The sequence below is a fragment of the Stenotrophomonas maltophilia genome, from assembly GCF_047497515.2.
Classification (GTDB): Bacteria; Pseudomonadota; Gammaproteobacteria; order Xanthomonadales; family Xanthomonadaceae; genus Stenotrophomonas.
The window spans coordinates 1-15,972 of the sequence record NZ_JAXAXL020000025.1 but is presented as its reverse complement, the minus strand read 5'-3'; the positions used below and the strand labels follow the sequence as shown (position 1 = coordinate 15,972).

General features: G+C 65.4%; 9 protein-coding genes. 2 read left to right on the top strand and 7 right to left on the bottom strand.

Going from position 1 to position 15,972, the window contains the following annotated elements; translation table 11 throughout:
- Nucleotides 1-164: 164 nt before the first annotated feature.
- Together ACMZPQ_RS21510 and ACMZPQ_RS21505 are read left to right on the top strand one after the other, a co-directional pair.
- Nucleotides 165-2,588: a penicillin-binding protein 1A gene (locus ACMZPQ_RS21510; protein ID WP_197582186.1), complete on the top strand. Its 2,424-nt coding sequence runs from the start codon at nucleotides 165-167 to the stop codon at nucleotides 2,586-2,588.
- A 146-nt stretch (nucleotides 2,589-2,734) separates the two neighbouring features.
- The gene (locus ACMZPQ_RS21505; RefSeq protein ID WP_197582187.1) at nucleotides 2,735-3,379 is read left to right on the top strand and encodes a hypothetical protein; all 645 of its coding nucleotides are present in this window, start codon (nucleotides 2,735-2,737) and stop codon (nucleotides 3,377-3,379) included.
- Between the two features lie 162 nt (nucleotides 3,380-3,541).
- Here ACMZPQ_RS21505 and ACMZPQ_RS21500 read toward each other — a convergent pair whose 3' ends face one another.
- The 7 genes from ACMZPQ_RS21500 to ACMZPQ_RS21470 form a co-directional block, all read right to left on the bottom strand.
- Nucleotides 3,542-4,291, bottom strand: a complete 750-nt coding sequence (locus tag ACMZPQ_RS21500; RefSeq protein WP_197583595.1) for a hypothetical protein — start codon at nucleotides 4,289-4,291, stop codon at nucleotides 3,542-3,544.
- Between the two features lie 69 nt (nucleotides 4,292-4,360).
- Entirely contained in the window at nucleotides 4,361-8,968 is a 4,608-nt protein-coding gene (locus ACMZPQ_RS21495) for an ESPR-type extended signal peptide-containing protein (protein ID WP_197583599.1), read from the bottom strand.
- Nucleotides 8,969-9,037: 69 nt separating this feature from the next.
- On the bottom strand, nucleotides 9,038-9,745 hold the full coding sequence (locus tag ACMZPQ_RS21490; protein ID WP_197583600.1) for a pilus assembly protein: 708 nt from the start codon (nucleotides 9,743-9,745) through the stop codon (nucleotides 9,038-9,040).
- 20 nt (nucleotides 9,746-9,765) lie between these two features.
- Nucleotides 9,766-10,902, bottom strand: coding sequence for a CblD like pilus biogenesis initiator family protein (locus ACMZPQ_RS21485; RefSeq protein ID WP_312646518.1), 1,137 nt, complete (start codon nucleotides 10,900-10,902; stop codon nucleotides 9,766-9,768).
- Nucleotides 10,899-13,631 (bottom strand): TcfC E-set like domain-containing protein, encoded by a 2,733-nt coding sequence (locus ACMZPQ_RS21480; RefSeq protein ID WP_197583602.1) that lies wholly within the window; start codon nucleotides 13,629-13,631, stop codon nucleotides 10,899-10,901. The genes ACMZPQ_RS21485 and ACMZPQ_RS21480 overlap by 4 nt, the downstream gene beginning before the upstream one ends.
- A gap of 54 nt (nucleotides 13,632-13,685) precedes the next feature.
- The gene (locus ACMZPQ_RS21475) at nucleotides 13,686-14,219 is read right to left on the bottom strand and encodes a CS1 type fimbrial major subunit (protein ID WP_049457156.1); all 534 of its coding nucleotides are present in this window, start codon (nucleotides 14,217-14,219) and stop codon (nucleotides 13,686-13,688) included.
- A gap of 414 nt (nucleotides 14,220-14,633) precedes the next feature.
- On the bottom strand, nucleotides 14,634-15,728 hold the full coding sequence (locus tag ACMZPQ_RS21470; RefSeq protein WP_197583603.1) for a hypothetical protein: 1,095 nt from the start codon (nucleotides 15,726-15,728) through the stop codon (nucleotides 14,634-14,636).
- Nucleotides 15,729-15,972 lie beyond the last annotated feature (244 nt).

The window sequence follows — 15,972 nt, the reverse complement described above, 5'->3', positions numbered from 1 at the left end:
AACGTATTCTTAGCAAATGGCAACGGTCCTGCTGTGAAGTCCCTCACGGATTCACTCTGCAGCCCCTGACTGTTCCCCTTGCGCTCCCCGGTGCCGGCCCCAGCCGCCACCTTGCGTAATCTATACTCTGCGACCACGAAATTCGCAATCGGAATCTGAACCCGATGACTCGACTCCGCCGCTGGCTGCGCTGGATCTTCCTGATTGTCCTGGTCCTGGCGCTGATCGGCGCGGCCGCCGTGGGCGGTCTGTACTACGCTGTGTCCTCCAAGCTTCCCGACGTGCAGACCCTGCGCGACGTGGAAATGCAGGAGCCCATGTACGTCTATGCCGCCGACGGCAAGCTGATGGCCGTGTTCGGCGAGACCCGCCGCACCCCCATCACCATGAAGGACGTGCCCGAGCGCCTGAAGCAGGCGTTCCTGGCGACCGAGGATGCCCGCTTCTATGAGCACGGCGGCGTCGACTACATGGGCATCGGCCGCGCGGTGTGGCTGCTGGCCACCACCAACGACAAGCGCGTGCCGGGTGGCTCCACCATCACCCAGCAGGTCGCCCGCCAGTTCTTCCTCAGCTCCGAGTACAGCTACACCCGCAAGCTGGCCGAGATCCTGCTGGCGCGGAAGATCGAGTCCGAGCTGAGCAAGGACGAGATCTTCGAGCTGTACCTGAACAAGAGTTTCTTCGGCAACCGCGCCTACGGTGTGGCCGCCGCCGCCGAGTTCTATTACGGCAAGAAGCTGAACGAGCTGAACCTGGACGAGATGGCCTCGCTGGCCGGCATCCCCAAGTTCCCGTCCTCGGGCAACCCGATCTCCAACCCGGAACGTGCCCGCCAGCGCCGCGACAATTATGTGCTGCAGCGCATGGCCGACCTGAAGTTCGTCAGCCAGGCCGAGGCCGATGCGGCCAAGGCGGTGCCGATGCACGCCAGCGCGCATGAGCCGCCGGTGCAGGTCGATGCGCCGTACGTGGCCGAGCTGGTGCGCCAGGAAATGATCGCCCGCTTCGGCGGCGATGTGGTCAACAAGGGTTACCACGTCACCACCACCATCGACTCGACCCTGCAGACCGCGGCCAACCTGGCCATCCGCGATGGACTGCTGCTGTACGACCATCGCCACGGCTGGCATGGCGTGGAGAAGCAGGTACCGCTGGGTGCCGCTGACGATACCGCCGCGCTGGCCGAACACCTGCGTGGCATGTTCGGCCAGGCCGGCCTGCTGCCGGCCATCGTCGCCAGCACCGGTGCCGATGGCAGCGCCACCGTGGTGCTGGCCAACCGCAGCGAGATCGTGCTGCCGGCCGGTGCTGCCAAGTGGACCAACAAGACCCCGGGCAAGCTGGTGCAGCGCGGTGACATCGTGCGCGTGCGTGCCGGTGCCAAGGACGGCGAATGGCTGCTGGACCAGCTCCCGCGCGGCCAGTCCGCCCTGGTCTCGCTGGATGCCCACAGCGGCGCACTGAAGGCGCTGGTCGGTGGCTTCAGCTTCTCCGGCAACAAGTTCAACCGTGCCACCCAGGCCCGTCGCCAGCCGGGTTCGAGCTTCAAGCCGTTCGTGTACGCGGCCGCTTTCGACAAGGGCTACAACCCGGCCTCGATCGTGCTCGACGCGCCGGTCGTGTTCCGCGACCGCCGCGGCAAGACCTGGGCCCCGCAGAACGACGGCGGCGGCTTCCGTGGCCCGATGCGCCTGCGCGAAGCGCTGGTGCAGTCGCGCAACCTGGTGTCGGTGCGCCTGCTTGACGGCATGGGCGTGGACTACGCGCGCAAGTACATCAGCGAATTTGGTTTCGCCGAATCGGAACTGCCGCCGAACTTGTCGATGTCGCTGGGCACCGCCTCGTTGACCCCGCTGTCGGTGGCCCGTGGCTACGCCGTGTTCGCCAATGGCGGTTCGCGCGTGGACACCTGGCTGATCGACCAGGTCAACGACCGCGACGGCAACCTGGTGTTCAAGGAAAACCCGGCGCTGGCCTGCCGCGAGTGCGCCGGCAGCAGCGACCAGCCGGTCAACCAGGTCGTGGACGGCTTCAACTTCGGTGCCCCCGCGCCGAAGGTCGACCCGGCCGCCGCGGCCAAGGCCGAAGCCAAGACCGAAACCGCCGCCGTACCGGCCAACCCGGATGCGCGTACCGCCCCACGTGCGATCGATGCCCGCACCGCCTACCAGCTGGTGTCGATGATGCGCGACGTGGTCCAGCGCGGTACCGGCGTGCAGGCCAAGGTGCTCGGCCGTGAGGACGTGGGCGGCAAGACCGGCTCCACCAACGACCACCGCGACGCCTGGTTCTCCGGCTTCGGCGGCCCGTACGTGACCACCGTGTGGGTCGGCCGCGACGACTTCCGCTCGCTGGGTTACCGCGAATACGGTGGCAAGGCCGCCCTGCCGATCTGGATCGACTACATGCGCACCGCGCTGAAGGATACCCCGATCGCGCAGAACGACCCGCCCAGCGGCATGGTCCAGGCCACCCTCAATGGTGCGACCGAGTGGGTGAAGGTGGAAGACATGGACCGCCTGACCGACTACGACCTGAACCTCAATACGCCGCAGGCCGACGCCGCCGCGTTCGATATCTTCTGAGGAAGGGTCCGCGTGGGTGCCGAGCAAGGTCGGCACCTACCAGAGCGTTGGTGGGTGCCAACCTTGGTTGACACCTCCCCGAAATACCCACGCAGATGTCACATCGGTGCGCTAGTCTGTAGCCAGGTCGCAACAGGAGTCATCGCATGCATCGCGCGCGCCAGCATGCTGCCAGCCAGACCCGCGAGCGGCGTCACCGCCTCGCCCACGAAGCCGCCCGCCTGATGGCCGAAGGCGGCATCCGCGACTACCACCAGGCCAAGTTGAAGGCCGCCAGCCGGCTGGGCATCCACGACGATGCTTCCCTGCCCCGCAACACCGAGATCGAAGACGCGCTGCGCGAGTACCAGCGGCTGTTCTCCGGGTCACAGCACGGCAATGAACTGCAGCGCCGGCGCGAGGCTGCAATGCGTGCACTGGAATTCCTGCACGGCTTCGCGCCGCGCCTGGCCGGCCCGGTGCTGGACGGCACCGCCGACGCCAACAGCCCCGTGCAGCTGCACCTGCACAGCGACGACCCGGAGGCCGTGCACCGCTTCCTGGACGAGCACGGTATTCCTGCCGAATCGCGCACGCGCCGCCTGCGCATGGACCGTGAGCGCAGCCTGGACGTACCGGTCTGGGTGTTCAGTGCCGAAGAGCTGACCTTCGACCTGGCGGTGCTGCCCTATGACGCCCTGCGCCAGGCACCGCTGTCGCCGGTGGATGAGAAGCCGATGCGGCGCGCATCCGTGGCGCAGCTGCGGCAGGTACTGGCCGAGGCCGAAATCACCGCGTACGTCGGCAGGTAACCGCGAAGGGTGCTGGTAGGTGCGGCGCTCGCCCTGGGTGGGTGTCGCGCTCGCGCTGGGTGGGTGTCGCGCTCGCGCTGGGTGGGTGCGGACCGTTGGTCCGCACAATGCTCCCAGCTGCGTGGATGCCGGAAGAAAGAGCAACCGAGCCCAGGCTCGGCACTACAGTGGCGCCCCCATGCCGCGCGCCGGCTCGGGGTCACTCAACCACGCCGCCAGCCACGGCAGCGGGGCGCGCTTGGGATACTCGGTCATCATCCGCGCATGCATGGCCTGCAGATCATTCAACAGCCACGTCTGGTAGTAGATATCGTTGAAGGGATCCGACCATCCACTCTTCACCCGTTGCCGATCACTGCTTTCCAGGCTCGGTACCAGATCGTGGGGCCCATCAAGAATTCCCTGCAGCGCCCGGTTGATCGCCGCGTTCTCCCGCGCGGCCTCACGCAGCGACGCGATGCGCTCCACCACCCGTGTACACCGGTAGGGTGCACAGCCATCCGTAGCCTCGATGTACTCGGCGATATCGGTCAGCATGTGCGCCTTCAAGCGCCAGACCACTTCGCTTTCCAGCGTCTGTCGCACCCGGATCGTCCGTTGCGCACTGCCGCGGATCTCCTCGGCCGTAGTGAACTCCTCGCCCGGCGGGTTGCCACCGTGGCGCACCAGCACGATGCGGTGGATCGCCTCGTGGGTGACGCCTTCCAACCGCAGCGCCGCCGCCTGCGGATGCACGCGCGGCGGTGGCACGTGGGTGAACCGCCAGTAGTACCAGAGCAGCACGACCATCCCTGACAGGCACAGCACGGTGGTCAGCGTCCAGGCATCCAGGTGGCGGGTGTAATAGCGATACCGCGCGCGCCACAGATAGAAGCTGCGGTAGCTCAGCCATCGGCTTACCCGACTGTACATTGCCATCTCCTCGGCCAGCGCCCCGGCGCGGCGGGGCTCGTTACGCGCACCACGCCGGGGCTCCACGGCTTACCAGCCGATACCCACACCCACGCCCACGCTGCGCTCACCGCTGTTGGTGAAGGCACCATTGAGGCTGAAGGTGGCCGAACCCTTGTCGTTCAACACACGCTGGTAACCCACCGCCATCGCCGATTCGCCCTCGGCATAGCCCACGCCCGCACCGAGGCGGTTGTAGGTGGCCAGGCCGGCGGTGTTCATCGCCATCGCGGTCTGCGCGCTGCTCATCGCCGCCATGCGGTTGAAGCGCTTGTCCATCTTGTTCAAGCGTGCATCCACTTCGCGGGCGATGCCATCGCTGTAGTCGTTGGCGCGGGCCAGCATCTTCTCCAGCTCGGCGGTGTCGACCTGCGGTTTCGGCGATTCCGGCGCTTCAGCCTTGGGTTGCGGCGCGGGCGAGGACTTCGGTGCGTTGCCGGTATCGGCGACGACCTTGTCGTCCTGCGTGGCGGGCGGCGTGGGTGCCGCTGCCTCCTGCTCGGTGGATGCCAGCGCCATGGCACGCGACTGTGGCGTCGGGCCCTGGCCGTCTACACGCTGCTCCAGCCCATCGATGCGGCCGTTGAGCTGCTGCTGCACCGCGTGCAGCTGGCCACCGTTGACCGCCTCGCGGCTGCCGGCGGCAATCAGGCCGTTGGCCACGTTGGAGATGACCATGCCCTGCGCACCGGCGAGGGTGAGCTGGTTGAAGCCATCGGCACGGGCGGTGGCGGTGTCCTGGAAGATGGAACGGAGCTGGCCTTCCATGCCGTCGACGCGGGAGGTGGTGCGGAGGACGGCGCCATCGAGCGTGGTCAACGCGTCGTTGAGCGTGGACTGGGTGCTGCCCTGCACGTTGAACTGCGGGCCGATGATGTTGCCATCGGAGTCCACCTCGGCACCGAAGCCAGAAAGTGCGCTGCGGAGCTGGCCGACTGTTGCAGCGTTGTGGTTAAGAGTGCCGCTGGCAAGGTGAACGAGCCGGCGGTTCATTGCCGTGGAGCCGAAGGACACAGTATTCGACTCCTCAGCAATAGAACCTGCGCCAACCGCAACTGCCTCTACCGCCCCCTTCCTCACAATGCTGCCAGCGCCGAGTGCCACGCCTTCATACTCGTCTACAACGGAAAAAACGCCCAGCGCGAAGCCTCTCTCTGCATTGACGCCGACGTCCGCTGCACGCCCCAATGCGACGGAGTTCTTTCCAGAAGCCTTTGCCCAGGAACCTAGAGCAACGCCACCTTCGGACTGCAATGAAGCCTCGGCGTTTCTACCTATAGCAACTCCCGCCAAGCCCGCTGCAGCAGCGTTCCGCGAGCCCTCCGGCAACCAGCCGAAAGCAGAGTCTCCGGCTCTGTCCTCAATGACATTCAATCGCAGGTTGGTCGAATGCAACTGGCTACCACGTACTGCATCTGAGCTATCGGTGGTGAGCCGCGCATCGGCCACGCCGGTCAGGCGAGCACCGTCGAAATCGATCGTGTTCCCTGCATGCGATGCGGCGAACTCACGCAACTGTTCAGAGCCCCTATCTCGTTGCAACGCATCCAACTCACTACGGTTTCGCTCGATCTTCTGCTCCGCAGCGAACAGCTGATTACCCGTGACTGCGTCGCGACTGCCCGCTGCGATCCGACCATCAGCCAGATTGGTGAGCAAGGCACCATTGAGACCGGCCAGCGCAACGGTGTTGATACCGTTGGACTGAACGCCAACCCGCTCCTGGAAGATTGAGCGAAGCTCACCTTCGACGCCATCCATGCGGGAAGTGCTGCGGACTACCGCGTTATCCAGAACAGTCAGGGCGTCGCCCACCGTACGCTGACGGGTATTCTGTACTGTGTAGGTAGGGGCAATCACGTTGCCGTTGGCGTCGAGCTTGGCACCGCCGCCGAGAGTAGCGAGACTGTCGTTCAACTGGCCGACGGTGGTGGCGTTGTGGTCGGCGGTGCCGCGGGCAATGTGAACAAGCCGGCGCTCAAGTCCGATTGTGCCAAAGGACGCAGTGCGAGCTTCGTCCGCCACAGCACCAGCACCAATAGCGACTGAATTCACCGCACCGCGCTTCACTGAGCTGGCGGCACCAAGTGCCAGACCAGCAATCTCGTCGACAGCAGAACTTGCGCCGAGTGCGAAGCCAGACAGTGCATACTCAGTCACGCGCGCAGCGCGTCCCAATGCGACTGAATTCATGCCCGCCGCGTTGGTGAAACTACCCAGGGCCACCGCGCCCTCCGAGTTCAGCGATGCTTGAGCGGAATCGCCAATTGCAACTCCCACCAAGCCAGCGCGCGCAGCCACGCCTGGGCCACCGGCACCCACAGATGAGTACATGGACTGTGCCTCCACATCTGCAACCCTGGAAGCAACATCACTGGCAACGTCATGCGCGGCCTTCGCGCGCTCATCGGTAGCAAATAGCTGGCCGCCGTTAACAGCGTCCGCTCCGCCAGCGATCAATTCGCCATCTGCCAGGCCACTGATCCGACGCTTGCTACCTGTGCTGTTGCGCACGTCCACAATAGAGCCGGAATTCGCCCCACCCAATCGAACATTGCCCGTCGGAGCAGATTCGCTGACCAGGCCCTCCAACGTCGAGGCTTTCGCAAGTGCCTGAACCGCCTTGTCACTAGCCTCTTTCGCTGTAGATTCCGCGCCACGCGCAGCCTGATCTGTTGCGAAGAGCTGCGCACCTGTCACAGCTTCATTGCTGGTCGCGGTTAGGCTGCCATTGGCTACATTGACGATCTTTCGCTTGATGCTGGCGTTGCCTACCGACACCTGGTCCTGGGCGCTGGTCGTGGAACCCGAGCCAAGCGCAACCGAGCGCAGATGGCTGGCGGTGCTGCCATAACCCAGGGCCATTGCCCCGACCCCGCCGGAGGCATTGGCATTGCGACCAATGGCCAGCAGATCTTCCTGCGGTCCGGTCTTTGCCATGGTTCCGATGGCGATGCTGTGCTTGGAGGTAGCAGATTCGACGCCGGCACGATCGCCAATGGCGATGGCCCCCTCCGCCAATGCCTTGGCCGTGCGGCCCATCGCGGTTGCAGCCGTTCCGCTGGCCTCGGTGTAAATGCCGTTGGCCAATGCACCGGTGCCGGTGGCCTTGGCCTTGGTGGTATCACTACCAGCGGTGCCGTTGACCAGCAGATAGGACGAGGCCTTGACCTGGGCAACTGCTGAATCTGCAGCTGCCTTGGCGCCTGTCGCAGTTGCGTTGGTAGCGTAAAGCTGGTTGCCGGTTATAGCGTCCGAGCTTCCCTGCGCGACCAGTCCGTCGGACATGTTCACCAGCTTTCGCTTCTGTGTCGCGTTGCCAACGGAAACCTGATAGCTGCCATTTGTCTGGGCCTCATTGCCCAACGCCACGGATCCCTCGTGTACTGACTCAGCTCGATGCCCCAGCGCTACGGCCCCTCGCTCGCGGGTCTTGGCGCCGTATCCAATCGAGGTTGAGAAAGATCCTTCCGCGGAAGAGACATACCCAACCGCAGATGCCCCGATGCCAGATGCGCTTGCCATGTTCCCCAGAGCTGACGTGTAGATCTCCTTGGCCGCCGCGCCGTTACCCACGGCCACCGAACGATCCCCCAACGAGTTGGCACTGCGCCCCAACGCAACGCCGCCCAGCCCGGCAGCGGCGTAAGCACCAACAGCCACACCATCCGCCTTGTCTGCGGACGAGTAGGCACCTATCTTTACCGTCGTGTCGCTGAGACGCTTGTTCACAGCGTCGGCAATGCTCTTGGCGCTGTTGGCAGTATCCCGCACTCCATTCGCTGTATCGCGCGCGGTGTTTGCCGTATCTCGCGCGGTGTTAGCGGTGGACTGCGCAGTATTTGCGGTGCTTCTTGCAGTGTTGGCAATGCCTTCGACTGTCGAAACATTCCGGTTTGTATTGTTCAACTGGTTGACGTTGACCGCATCGTTACCGGACTGCCCCGCATCAACATTGGTGATGCGACGCCTTTGCCCGCTATTGCCCACCGAAACCGTTCTGGATTCGTAGGCTACGGAGTTCGCGCCGATAGCAACAGAATCCGTATACGCTGCACGCGCACCGCTACCGATCGCAATCGCATTGCCTGAGGTTGCCTGCGCATCATGACCAAGCGCGGTTGCACCCTTGCCGTTGGCGTACGAAGCTGTTCCCAACGCCGTGCCATGGCCGCCGTACGCTCTGGCGTTGTGGCCGATTGCCGTAGCATATCCGCCAGTGGTCTTTGCATAGTTGCCCAACCCCGTAGATTCGGTACCACTGATGTTTGCGCGCGAGCCGAGCGCCAGAACGTCGGCGCCACTGACGATCGCATCGGCGTAGTTTCCGCTCATCACGATCGCCAGCTGATCGTACCTGCCACGCGGTGCGATGGCCGATGCGACTGAATTCGGCGCGGCGAAGGAAAGCAGGGGGATCAACTCCTTCTGAACCCGCAATGTTCCGGCACTGGATTCCGAAGCCCGCTCCAGGTCATCCGTTTCATTGGCCGCAAAGGCGCCACCCGCCGTCGTCAGCAGAAGTGCAGACATCAGCACCCGCGTCTGTGCGGGCTTGCCGCGCGGCGAGCTCAGCTCACTGGCCACCACCCAGCACTGCCGGGTGGCATTCCAGATACGTCGATAGATGCGGTTCATTGAAGCTCCTTAACAACACAGGGAAAAATCGTCCCGCGCGGGTGCGCAGGTCAAAGAGAGGGAATGGACTCAGCCTGCCGACGCGGCGACGGTCTGCACGTGCTCGCGGTAGCCGTCGCGGGTAAGGCGATAGCGCAGCTGCAGGGTGCTGCCGGGCTTGGGTTGGAACGGAAGTTCCAGCGCGGCATCGGGGTACAGGCTGTGCGAGACGTCGTGGGCGGTGCAGGCGCCGGCACTGCTGCACTCGGCCACGGTGGTGATGCCCACGCGCAGCGTGCCGGTGTTGTGCAGGGTGTTGCCCTGCAGGCTCAGCGCCACCTCGCCATCGGCGGGCAACACGTTCACCAGGGCACCCCAGACCAGGCTGACGCCCACGTTGGCCTGCGATCCGCCCTCGCCTTCGCTTTCGATCTCCTCCGGCCCGCGTACACCCTCGAAATAGATGCGGTAGGCGGTTTCCTTCTCCACGCTCTGCAGCGGGATCAGGCGGATCAGGCGATTGCCGCCGCCCGACAGCGCGAACTTGCCTGGGGTGATGGTGATGGCGGCCTGATGCGGCTCCACCTCGACCTCGCGCTCGTTCTCACTGGCCGGGTTGTCGATGCGCCGCAGCGCGGCCTGCACGTATTGCGGCTGGGTGGACTGCGAATACACGCGGATCTGCGCGCTGCGCTTGCCTTCAATCGAGGTGCGCATGGGATGGATGGTCAGGTTGGCCTGGGCCGGTAGTGCAACCAGCAGGACCAATGGCAGCAGGGAGAGAGCGATCTTTTTCATGGGAGGTTCCGTGGAGGAGATCAGGGGCGGGCCGCGGGCACGCGCAGTTCGACCTTCAGTTCGCCGCTATAGACGCCCTGGCGCTTGCTGGTGGAAGGAAATTGCGGCGTGAGCAGGGTCAACGGCGTGGGCACGCAGTACACCGGCTGGTCGAGCTTGGGCAGCTTGACCAGCCGCAGCGCGGCGCTGTCGACACCGTGCAGTTGCTCCTCCACACCGTTGCGCATACGCCGCTTGTTGCCGGCGTAGTCGAGCAGCACGTCGAAGTCCACGCGCTCGCTCTCGTCGCCAGTGGTATCCGGATGCCAGACCGAGAAGCCATCACCACCGGATGGGTGTGGGCCGGCGTCGCGCACGGTGACGCCCAGGTACTCGCTGCTGGAGCCGACACCGTCGTACAGGCACATATCGACGTCCTTGCGTCCACCGATCATCTTGGCGATCGGGTCGTAGCGCAGATCCAGGTTGACGTGGGCGTTGCCGTACTCGAACGCCGGCAGGTAGATCAAGGCCGCGTCGTGATCGGTGACCGTGAAATCGAAGTTGAAGACATAGGTGGCGAGGTGCTCTGCGGGCGGGCGACGCAGGCGGAGTTCGAGCGTTCCCTTCCAATGGCCCGCTGTCAGCTTCGACAGATCAGCCGCGCGCAGTGCGAGTGATTTGCCAGTTCCTGCGGGCACAGGATCACAAGTCGGGCTGACAGAGGAAGATATTCCAAATGTGCCTGGCGCCCAGTAGCCGAGAGAGCAAGCGTTGCTGGAGTCTGCGCGGTAGAGGGCGGCGGTTGCGTCCGCATTGATCAACAAACCGGTGCGCGCATCCTCGAACCTTATCGATATCGGCGTCGTCTGGTATGCGAGTGCAGCAAGCATGTCCTCCACCGGGCACCGGCCCGTCGACGTATCCGTCGCCGATGCACACACCATGTACAACTCGCCATAGCGCTTGCTCAGATCCGTGTCGTAAGCCAGCAGCGTGCGTGGCGCCCACAACTCGATATCAGCAGGAACCGAGGATCGATCCCAGCTCATCACCACATCCTGTGTGAACATCCCACGCGGCGGGTCCGTCTGCGGCGGCTGTTGCGCCCACACCCTCGGAACCACCACAACCAACGCACTCACCACCATCCAAGCAAACACCACACGCCGTTTCATGGCGTTTCTCCTGTAGCAGCGGTCTGCGGTACAACCGCGATCAAGGACTGTTCCTGCAGCAGCCGGGTCACCCGTGCCTGCTGGCGGATCTCCGCCGGCAGCTGCGCCACCGCAAGCGGCTCGCACTGCACTGCGCCCACCAGCAGCACCACGCTGCGGCGTTCGCGCACCTGCAGCGGGCATTGCAGCAGGCGGTCGTCCTGCAGCAGGTAGAGGGTCTTTTCCCTGCGCGGGAAGTCGGCCACGAAGCCGCCGTTGGCACTGGTGCCGGCGACCGGTGCGTTGAGGATGCGCGCGCCGCCCAGTGGCAGGCCGGCGACATCGCGCGCACTGCCGACGAAGGTGTAGGTCACTTCAATCGGCACCGGCATGCGAACCAGCCGACCCGGCGACAGGAACAGCGGGCGCATGCCGGACACGCCGCTCACCCGCACCGAGGCGATGCCGTCCACGGTGCTCGCGTCCTGCAGGTCGGCACGGTGCGACTGGTAGGCCTGCAGCGGCATCAGCCGGCGCTCGCCCAGGTTCAGGCGCTGGCGGCGCGAGCCCCCCACCTGCAGTTCGGCAGCCACGCCACGCAGGTCGAAATCGTCGGTGTCGTCCACCTGCACGGCCAGGCCGGCGTCGGCGGTGGCTCCGCCGCCCCAGTAGAGACCGCGACGGCTCAGCGCGAAGCTGGAGGCATGGTTGGCGCTGTAGGAAAACTCGCTGCGTCCCGGCTGGCGATAACCACCGACGGTGATGCCGGTCTGGCCCCAGGGGTTCTGCAGCTGGCCGCCCACGGTCGCGCTGTAGCGTTCAGTGTTGGTGGCGCGCAGTTCGGCATTGGCTTCGCGGTAGGTGGCATCCACCTCCTGCCGCAGGCTCTGCGCCACGCTGTAGGTCACGTCCGGGCGCTGGTGTTCGGGTTGGCGCGCATCCACGGCGTAGCGGCGCTGCGAGCTGCCGCGCTCGCCGTTCTGCAGGCGGCTCAGGGCGAAGCTGATAAACACGCCCCTGTCGCGGCTGGAGGACGTGTTGGTGTTGCCGTCGTTGTGCTGCTGCCATACGCCGGCACGGCTGGACACGCTGAACTCACCCCAGCGGTCGGTACGGCTATAGCTGGCCTGCCACGTGCGGCTGCGCTGGGCTTCGCGGCGCGGGCGCAGCGGGTCGGGCGGCAGCCATGGCAGCAGGCCCTCCAGGGGATCTTCGTCAAAGCCGGGCAACGCCTGCGCGGGGCGCCAGGTCTGGCGGCGCGTATAGCCCACGTAGGCACTGCCGCCGGCCAACGGCAGCGACATCGAGCCGCTGAGCGAGTCGCTGCAACCCAGGCGGTCCCGGCTGTCATCCTGGAAGCGGCAGGCATTGCCGCGCATGCGCTGCTGGTACAGATTCCACGACGCACGCCGGCGATACGACAGTTGATGCTGCTGGCCGCTGCTGCCATCGCTGCCGCGCAGCACGCTGAAGGCGCCGCGCAGATCCTGGGTCGCGAACTGGCGGCGCACGTCCAGGCGCAGTTCGCCATAGCTGAAACCGGCGATGTCGGCCACGCCTGCCGTCAGCGCCAGGTCGCGCGCCAGAGGCAAGCGGACACCTGCCTGCAGCGCGTGCTCGCCGTCACCGCTGCGGCTGCGGCGCTCGTCGCGCTGCCCGCCCTGCACGAACCACTGCAGGCGCGTATCGGTCCAGTCGCCGCCCTTGTCGAACGGGGCATCCTCGCTACGCACCAGCACGCCGTCTTCGTAGATGCGCAGGGTGACGTTGTAGCTGCCCATCGGGAAACTGCGGGTATCCAGCTGGTTGACGCCGGCCTGCAGATAGAAGGTCTGCAGCAGCCGCTCGCCCTCGAAGGCATCCACGCGCGCATCGCGTGCCAGCAGCACGGTGAGCGGCGAGGCTTGCATCGCACCGTCGGCGTCCACATAGGCGTAGGTGGTGCCGGCACGCACACCACGGAAGCGGTCCAGCGGCAGCATGCCGAACGCAAAGGTGCCGCCCTGCGTGCTGGACAGGTTGCGCCGGTCCATCAGGCCGATCTGCAGGTAGTGCTCCTGGCCGAGGTCGTGGCGGTAGTACGCGCTGTCCAGCTGGAAATCATCGCGGCTGCCGCTGCGGCGGTAGTGCTGGCGGTTGTAGTTCCACTCACCCGCCACATGGCCGCGCTTGAACAGGCCCAGCGTGCCCGCACCCTGCGCACTCAATGATTGATAGTCGCGCCCGCCGCTGATGTTGAAGGTCTGCCGATGCAGCCAGGCGTTCTCCGCGTTGGCGGTGACGTTGTGGAAACGATGCGCATCCGGTGTCTGGCCAGGAATCCACTGCTGGGCAATGAACAGGCGCAGCACGCCTTCGCCTTCGTCATACAGCGCGCGCACAGACGCGGGATCTTCCGGCGGTGCCATGTAGCCGCAGCCGGCCGCAGCGCCGCCAAAGCGGCATGCCAGGTGGCTGTTGCGGGGCATCGGCTGCGACAGCGCCGGCAGCAAGGCGGCCTGCGCTTCCGCGGAAAGGCCCAGCGCCTGGGCCACACGCTGTGGCTCCAGCAGCTGCACCTCGTCCAGCGTCACCCGCACCGGCGACAGCCCGGCCGATTGGCCAAACAGGCTGACATCCAGCTGCTCGGTCTGGCCTTCCACCAGATCTTCAAAGCCAGCGGGGACGCTGCGGGCGTGGGCGAGCATTGGCGCCAACGCCAAGGCGAGCGCCATCGCCAGCCGGGTCACGGCGGGTGCGGGAGAATTCATTCGGGGCAATCGCGTTGGAAGGCCGGCCCGTGCTGACGGGCCGGCGGGGACTACTTACGGGGTGCCGGTCTTCTGGGCCATCACGATGGCGACCATGCCGTTGTATGTGCCAGCGGCGAGGGGGCCCGGGGTGGTCTGCGTGATCTTCAGGTCCAGCGGCTTGGATACACCTGGGATTGCGCCGTCAAAAAGATCGGCAGCCTTGAAGTCCTGGCTAGCCGTGGTCAGCTCGACGTCGTCCAGGCTGACAGTCATCGGCTCCGGCTTGGCACCGGGAAAGCCCAGCGTCGGCACCAGCTCCAGCGCAGTACGCAGGCTGACTTCAATATCCTTGTCTTCGTCGTTGGTGAAGATGCGCGTCGCCAGCTTCCACTCCTGCAGGCCACCGACACGTCCGCCAGTGCCGGTCAATTCGGGGTGGTAGTTCAAGGTAATCGTATCCGGCAGCGCAGTGCCGTCTTCCTGCTGGAAGGCGAGTGTGGAATCGACATTGGCATAGACTGAGATGCGGGTTTCCACTGCCTGTGCAGACAGTGAAGCGGTGGCCAGCGCTGCAGCGAGCGCGACTTTCTTGATGATGACGTTCATGGGGCGTGTCTCTCTCGGACAGGAAACGTGAAAGCTCCCCTCTCCGCAAAGGCGAGGGAAGCGCCGCCCGCGGAGGTGGATGCGGGCGACGGAGAGAATGTTAGGAATCCATTGCCCCACAAACCATTCAAGCATTCCTAAAACGCTGAACGCTGATCAGGATTTTTGAAGCCGCTCAAGGTTTGGGAATTACTCAATATCTCTCAAGCTGTTTTTGCAACATTTCTCATTGCTCTGCGCAAACATCATGAAACGCCTGGTCCAGAATGGCTCAGGCCGCCTTGCGGCGGCCTGAGAGTTCACGTGCTACGCAATCATCAGAAGAAGATCGCGTACAGGATCAGCAGCGGGATCGGAACGCCCAGCAGCCATAGCAGCAACATCTTCATATCCGTTCTCCTGAAGCAATGGGAATTACAGGTCGCGGCGACGGCCGCCCCAAGTGGCGCTGAGGCTGGCGAAGAACGCGCCGATCAGCAGGGTGATGAACAGCCACAGTGCGGCGTACGCCGTCGCCTTGCGTGCATCGTCGGCGGCCTGCTTGGCCGTGGTCTTGGCCTTCTCCAGCGCCGCACGCATGCGTGTCTGCACGTCGGTCACGCGGGCCTGCGCTTCGGCTTCGCTCATGCCGGTTTCGCGGGCAATCAGCTGCGACAGGTACTGGGTATCGGCCGGGTCAAGGCCATCGCCCTGCAGGCTGTTGACGATGATGCGGTTCACTTCCGCACGCACCTCGCGGCGATCGCCGGCGGGGCCACCCGCCATCGGACGCGGCGGCGGCATTATGCCGGCCGGACGCGGACCTGCGTTCGGTGCGGCCGGCGGCGGCGGTGCGGCCGGATCGTTCATCGCACCCGGTGCCGGCGGCGTGCCCGGTGCCGGCGGTGCGCCTGCCTCCGGTGCGCCCGGCGCCGGGCGAGCCGCGCTGCGGAACAGCGAATCGACCCAATAGTTGAGGTCGCCTTCCTGCGCATTGCCTGCAGCGGCGGTGCCGGCTGCTGCGGTGACCACGCCTGCGGTCGAGGCCGCTGCACCCGCCGTGGCACCGGCGACCTTGGCGCCCGCACCCAGCACGCCACCGATGGCCGAGGTCAGCAGGCCGGCGGTGAGCAGCGTGGCCACGGCCCACGACACGAAGCCATGCGCGGTGTCGCGGAAGTAGGTTTCATCGCCGTGGATCAGCGTCCACTTGGTGCGCAGGCGACCGGCCAGGTAGCCACCCAGGCCCGACGCAGCCAGCGCGGTGAAGGTGAGCCAGGCGATGCTGGACCAGCCGAAGGTTTCCTTGCTGACCCCTTCGAACGACCACGGCGACACCGATGACAGGCCGAGGCCGACGCCAAGAATCAGCAGGATGAGGGACAGTGCAGCGGCGGCGACGGCACCGGCAAAGATCGCGCCCCAGGACACCGCGCTTTCGCTGGCGGGCGGAACGATGGGGGCGGTGACGACGGTGGCGACGTCGGGACCGAGCGGGCCGCGCTCGGGTGGATCGAATCGGGTACTCATGGGGTGGACGCTCCGTATCAAGTGCTGCGGGTGCAGCTGGCGTCCTGAGGCTGCGCGAGCGCTTGTGAAGCTGGTGAGACCCTTGAATCACGCGGTCTTGGCGCGACCTCGGTAGATCCACGCCACGCGTGGATGGTTCTTCGCGGATACCGTAGAGCGTGCCAACCAAGGTTGGCACCCACCAGGGGCAGGCTGCCGCGGTAGATCCACGCCATGCGTGGATGGTTCCAGGCAGATGCCGTAG

What these genes read in the sequence shown, in the direction of transcription:
- ACMZPQ_RS21495 (WP_197583599.1), bottom strand. Translation starts at nt 8,968, where the DNA reads ATGAACCGCATCTATCGACGTATCTGGAATGCCACCCGGCAGTGCTGG.
- ACMZPQ_RS21485 (WP_312646518.1), bottom strand. Translation starts at nt 10,902, where the DNA reads ATGAAACGGCGTGTGGTGTTTGCTTGGATGGTGGTGAGTGCGTTGGTT.
- ACMZPQ_RS21505 (WP_197582187.1), top strand. Translation starts at nt 2,735, where the DNA reads ATGCATCGCGCGCGCCAGCATGCTGCCAGCCAGACCCGCGAGCGGCGT.
- ACMZPQ_RS21500 (WP_197583595.1), bottom strand. Translation starts at nt 4,291, where the DNA reads ATGTACAGTCGGGTAAGCCGATGGCTGAGCTACCGCAGCTTCTATCTG.
- ACMZPQ_RS21470 (WP_197583603.1), bottom strand. Translation starts at nt 15,728, where the DNA reads ATGAGTACCCGATTCGATCCACCCGAGCGCGGCCCGCTCGGTCCCGAC.
- ACMZPQ_RS21510 (WP_197582186.1), top strand. Translation starts at nt 165, where the DNA reads ATGACTCGACTCCGCCGCTGGCTGCGCTGGATCTTCCTGATTGTCCTG.
- ACMZPQ_RS21475 (WP_049457156.1), bottom strand. Translation starts at nt 14,219, where the DNA reads ATGAACGTCATCATCAAGAAAGTCGCGCTCGCTGCAGCGCTGGCCACC.
- ACMZPQ_RS21490 (WP_197583600.1), bottom strand. Translation starts at nt 9,745, where the DNA reads ATGAAAAAGATCGCTCTCTCCCTGCTGCCATTGGTCCTGCTGGTTGCA.
- ACMZPQ_RS21480 (WP_197583602.1), bottom strand. Translation starts at nt 13,631, where the DNA reads ATGAATTCTCCCGCACCCGCCGTGACCCGGCTGGCGATGGCGCTCGCC.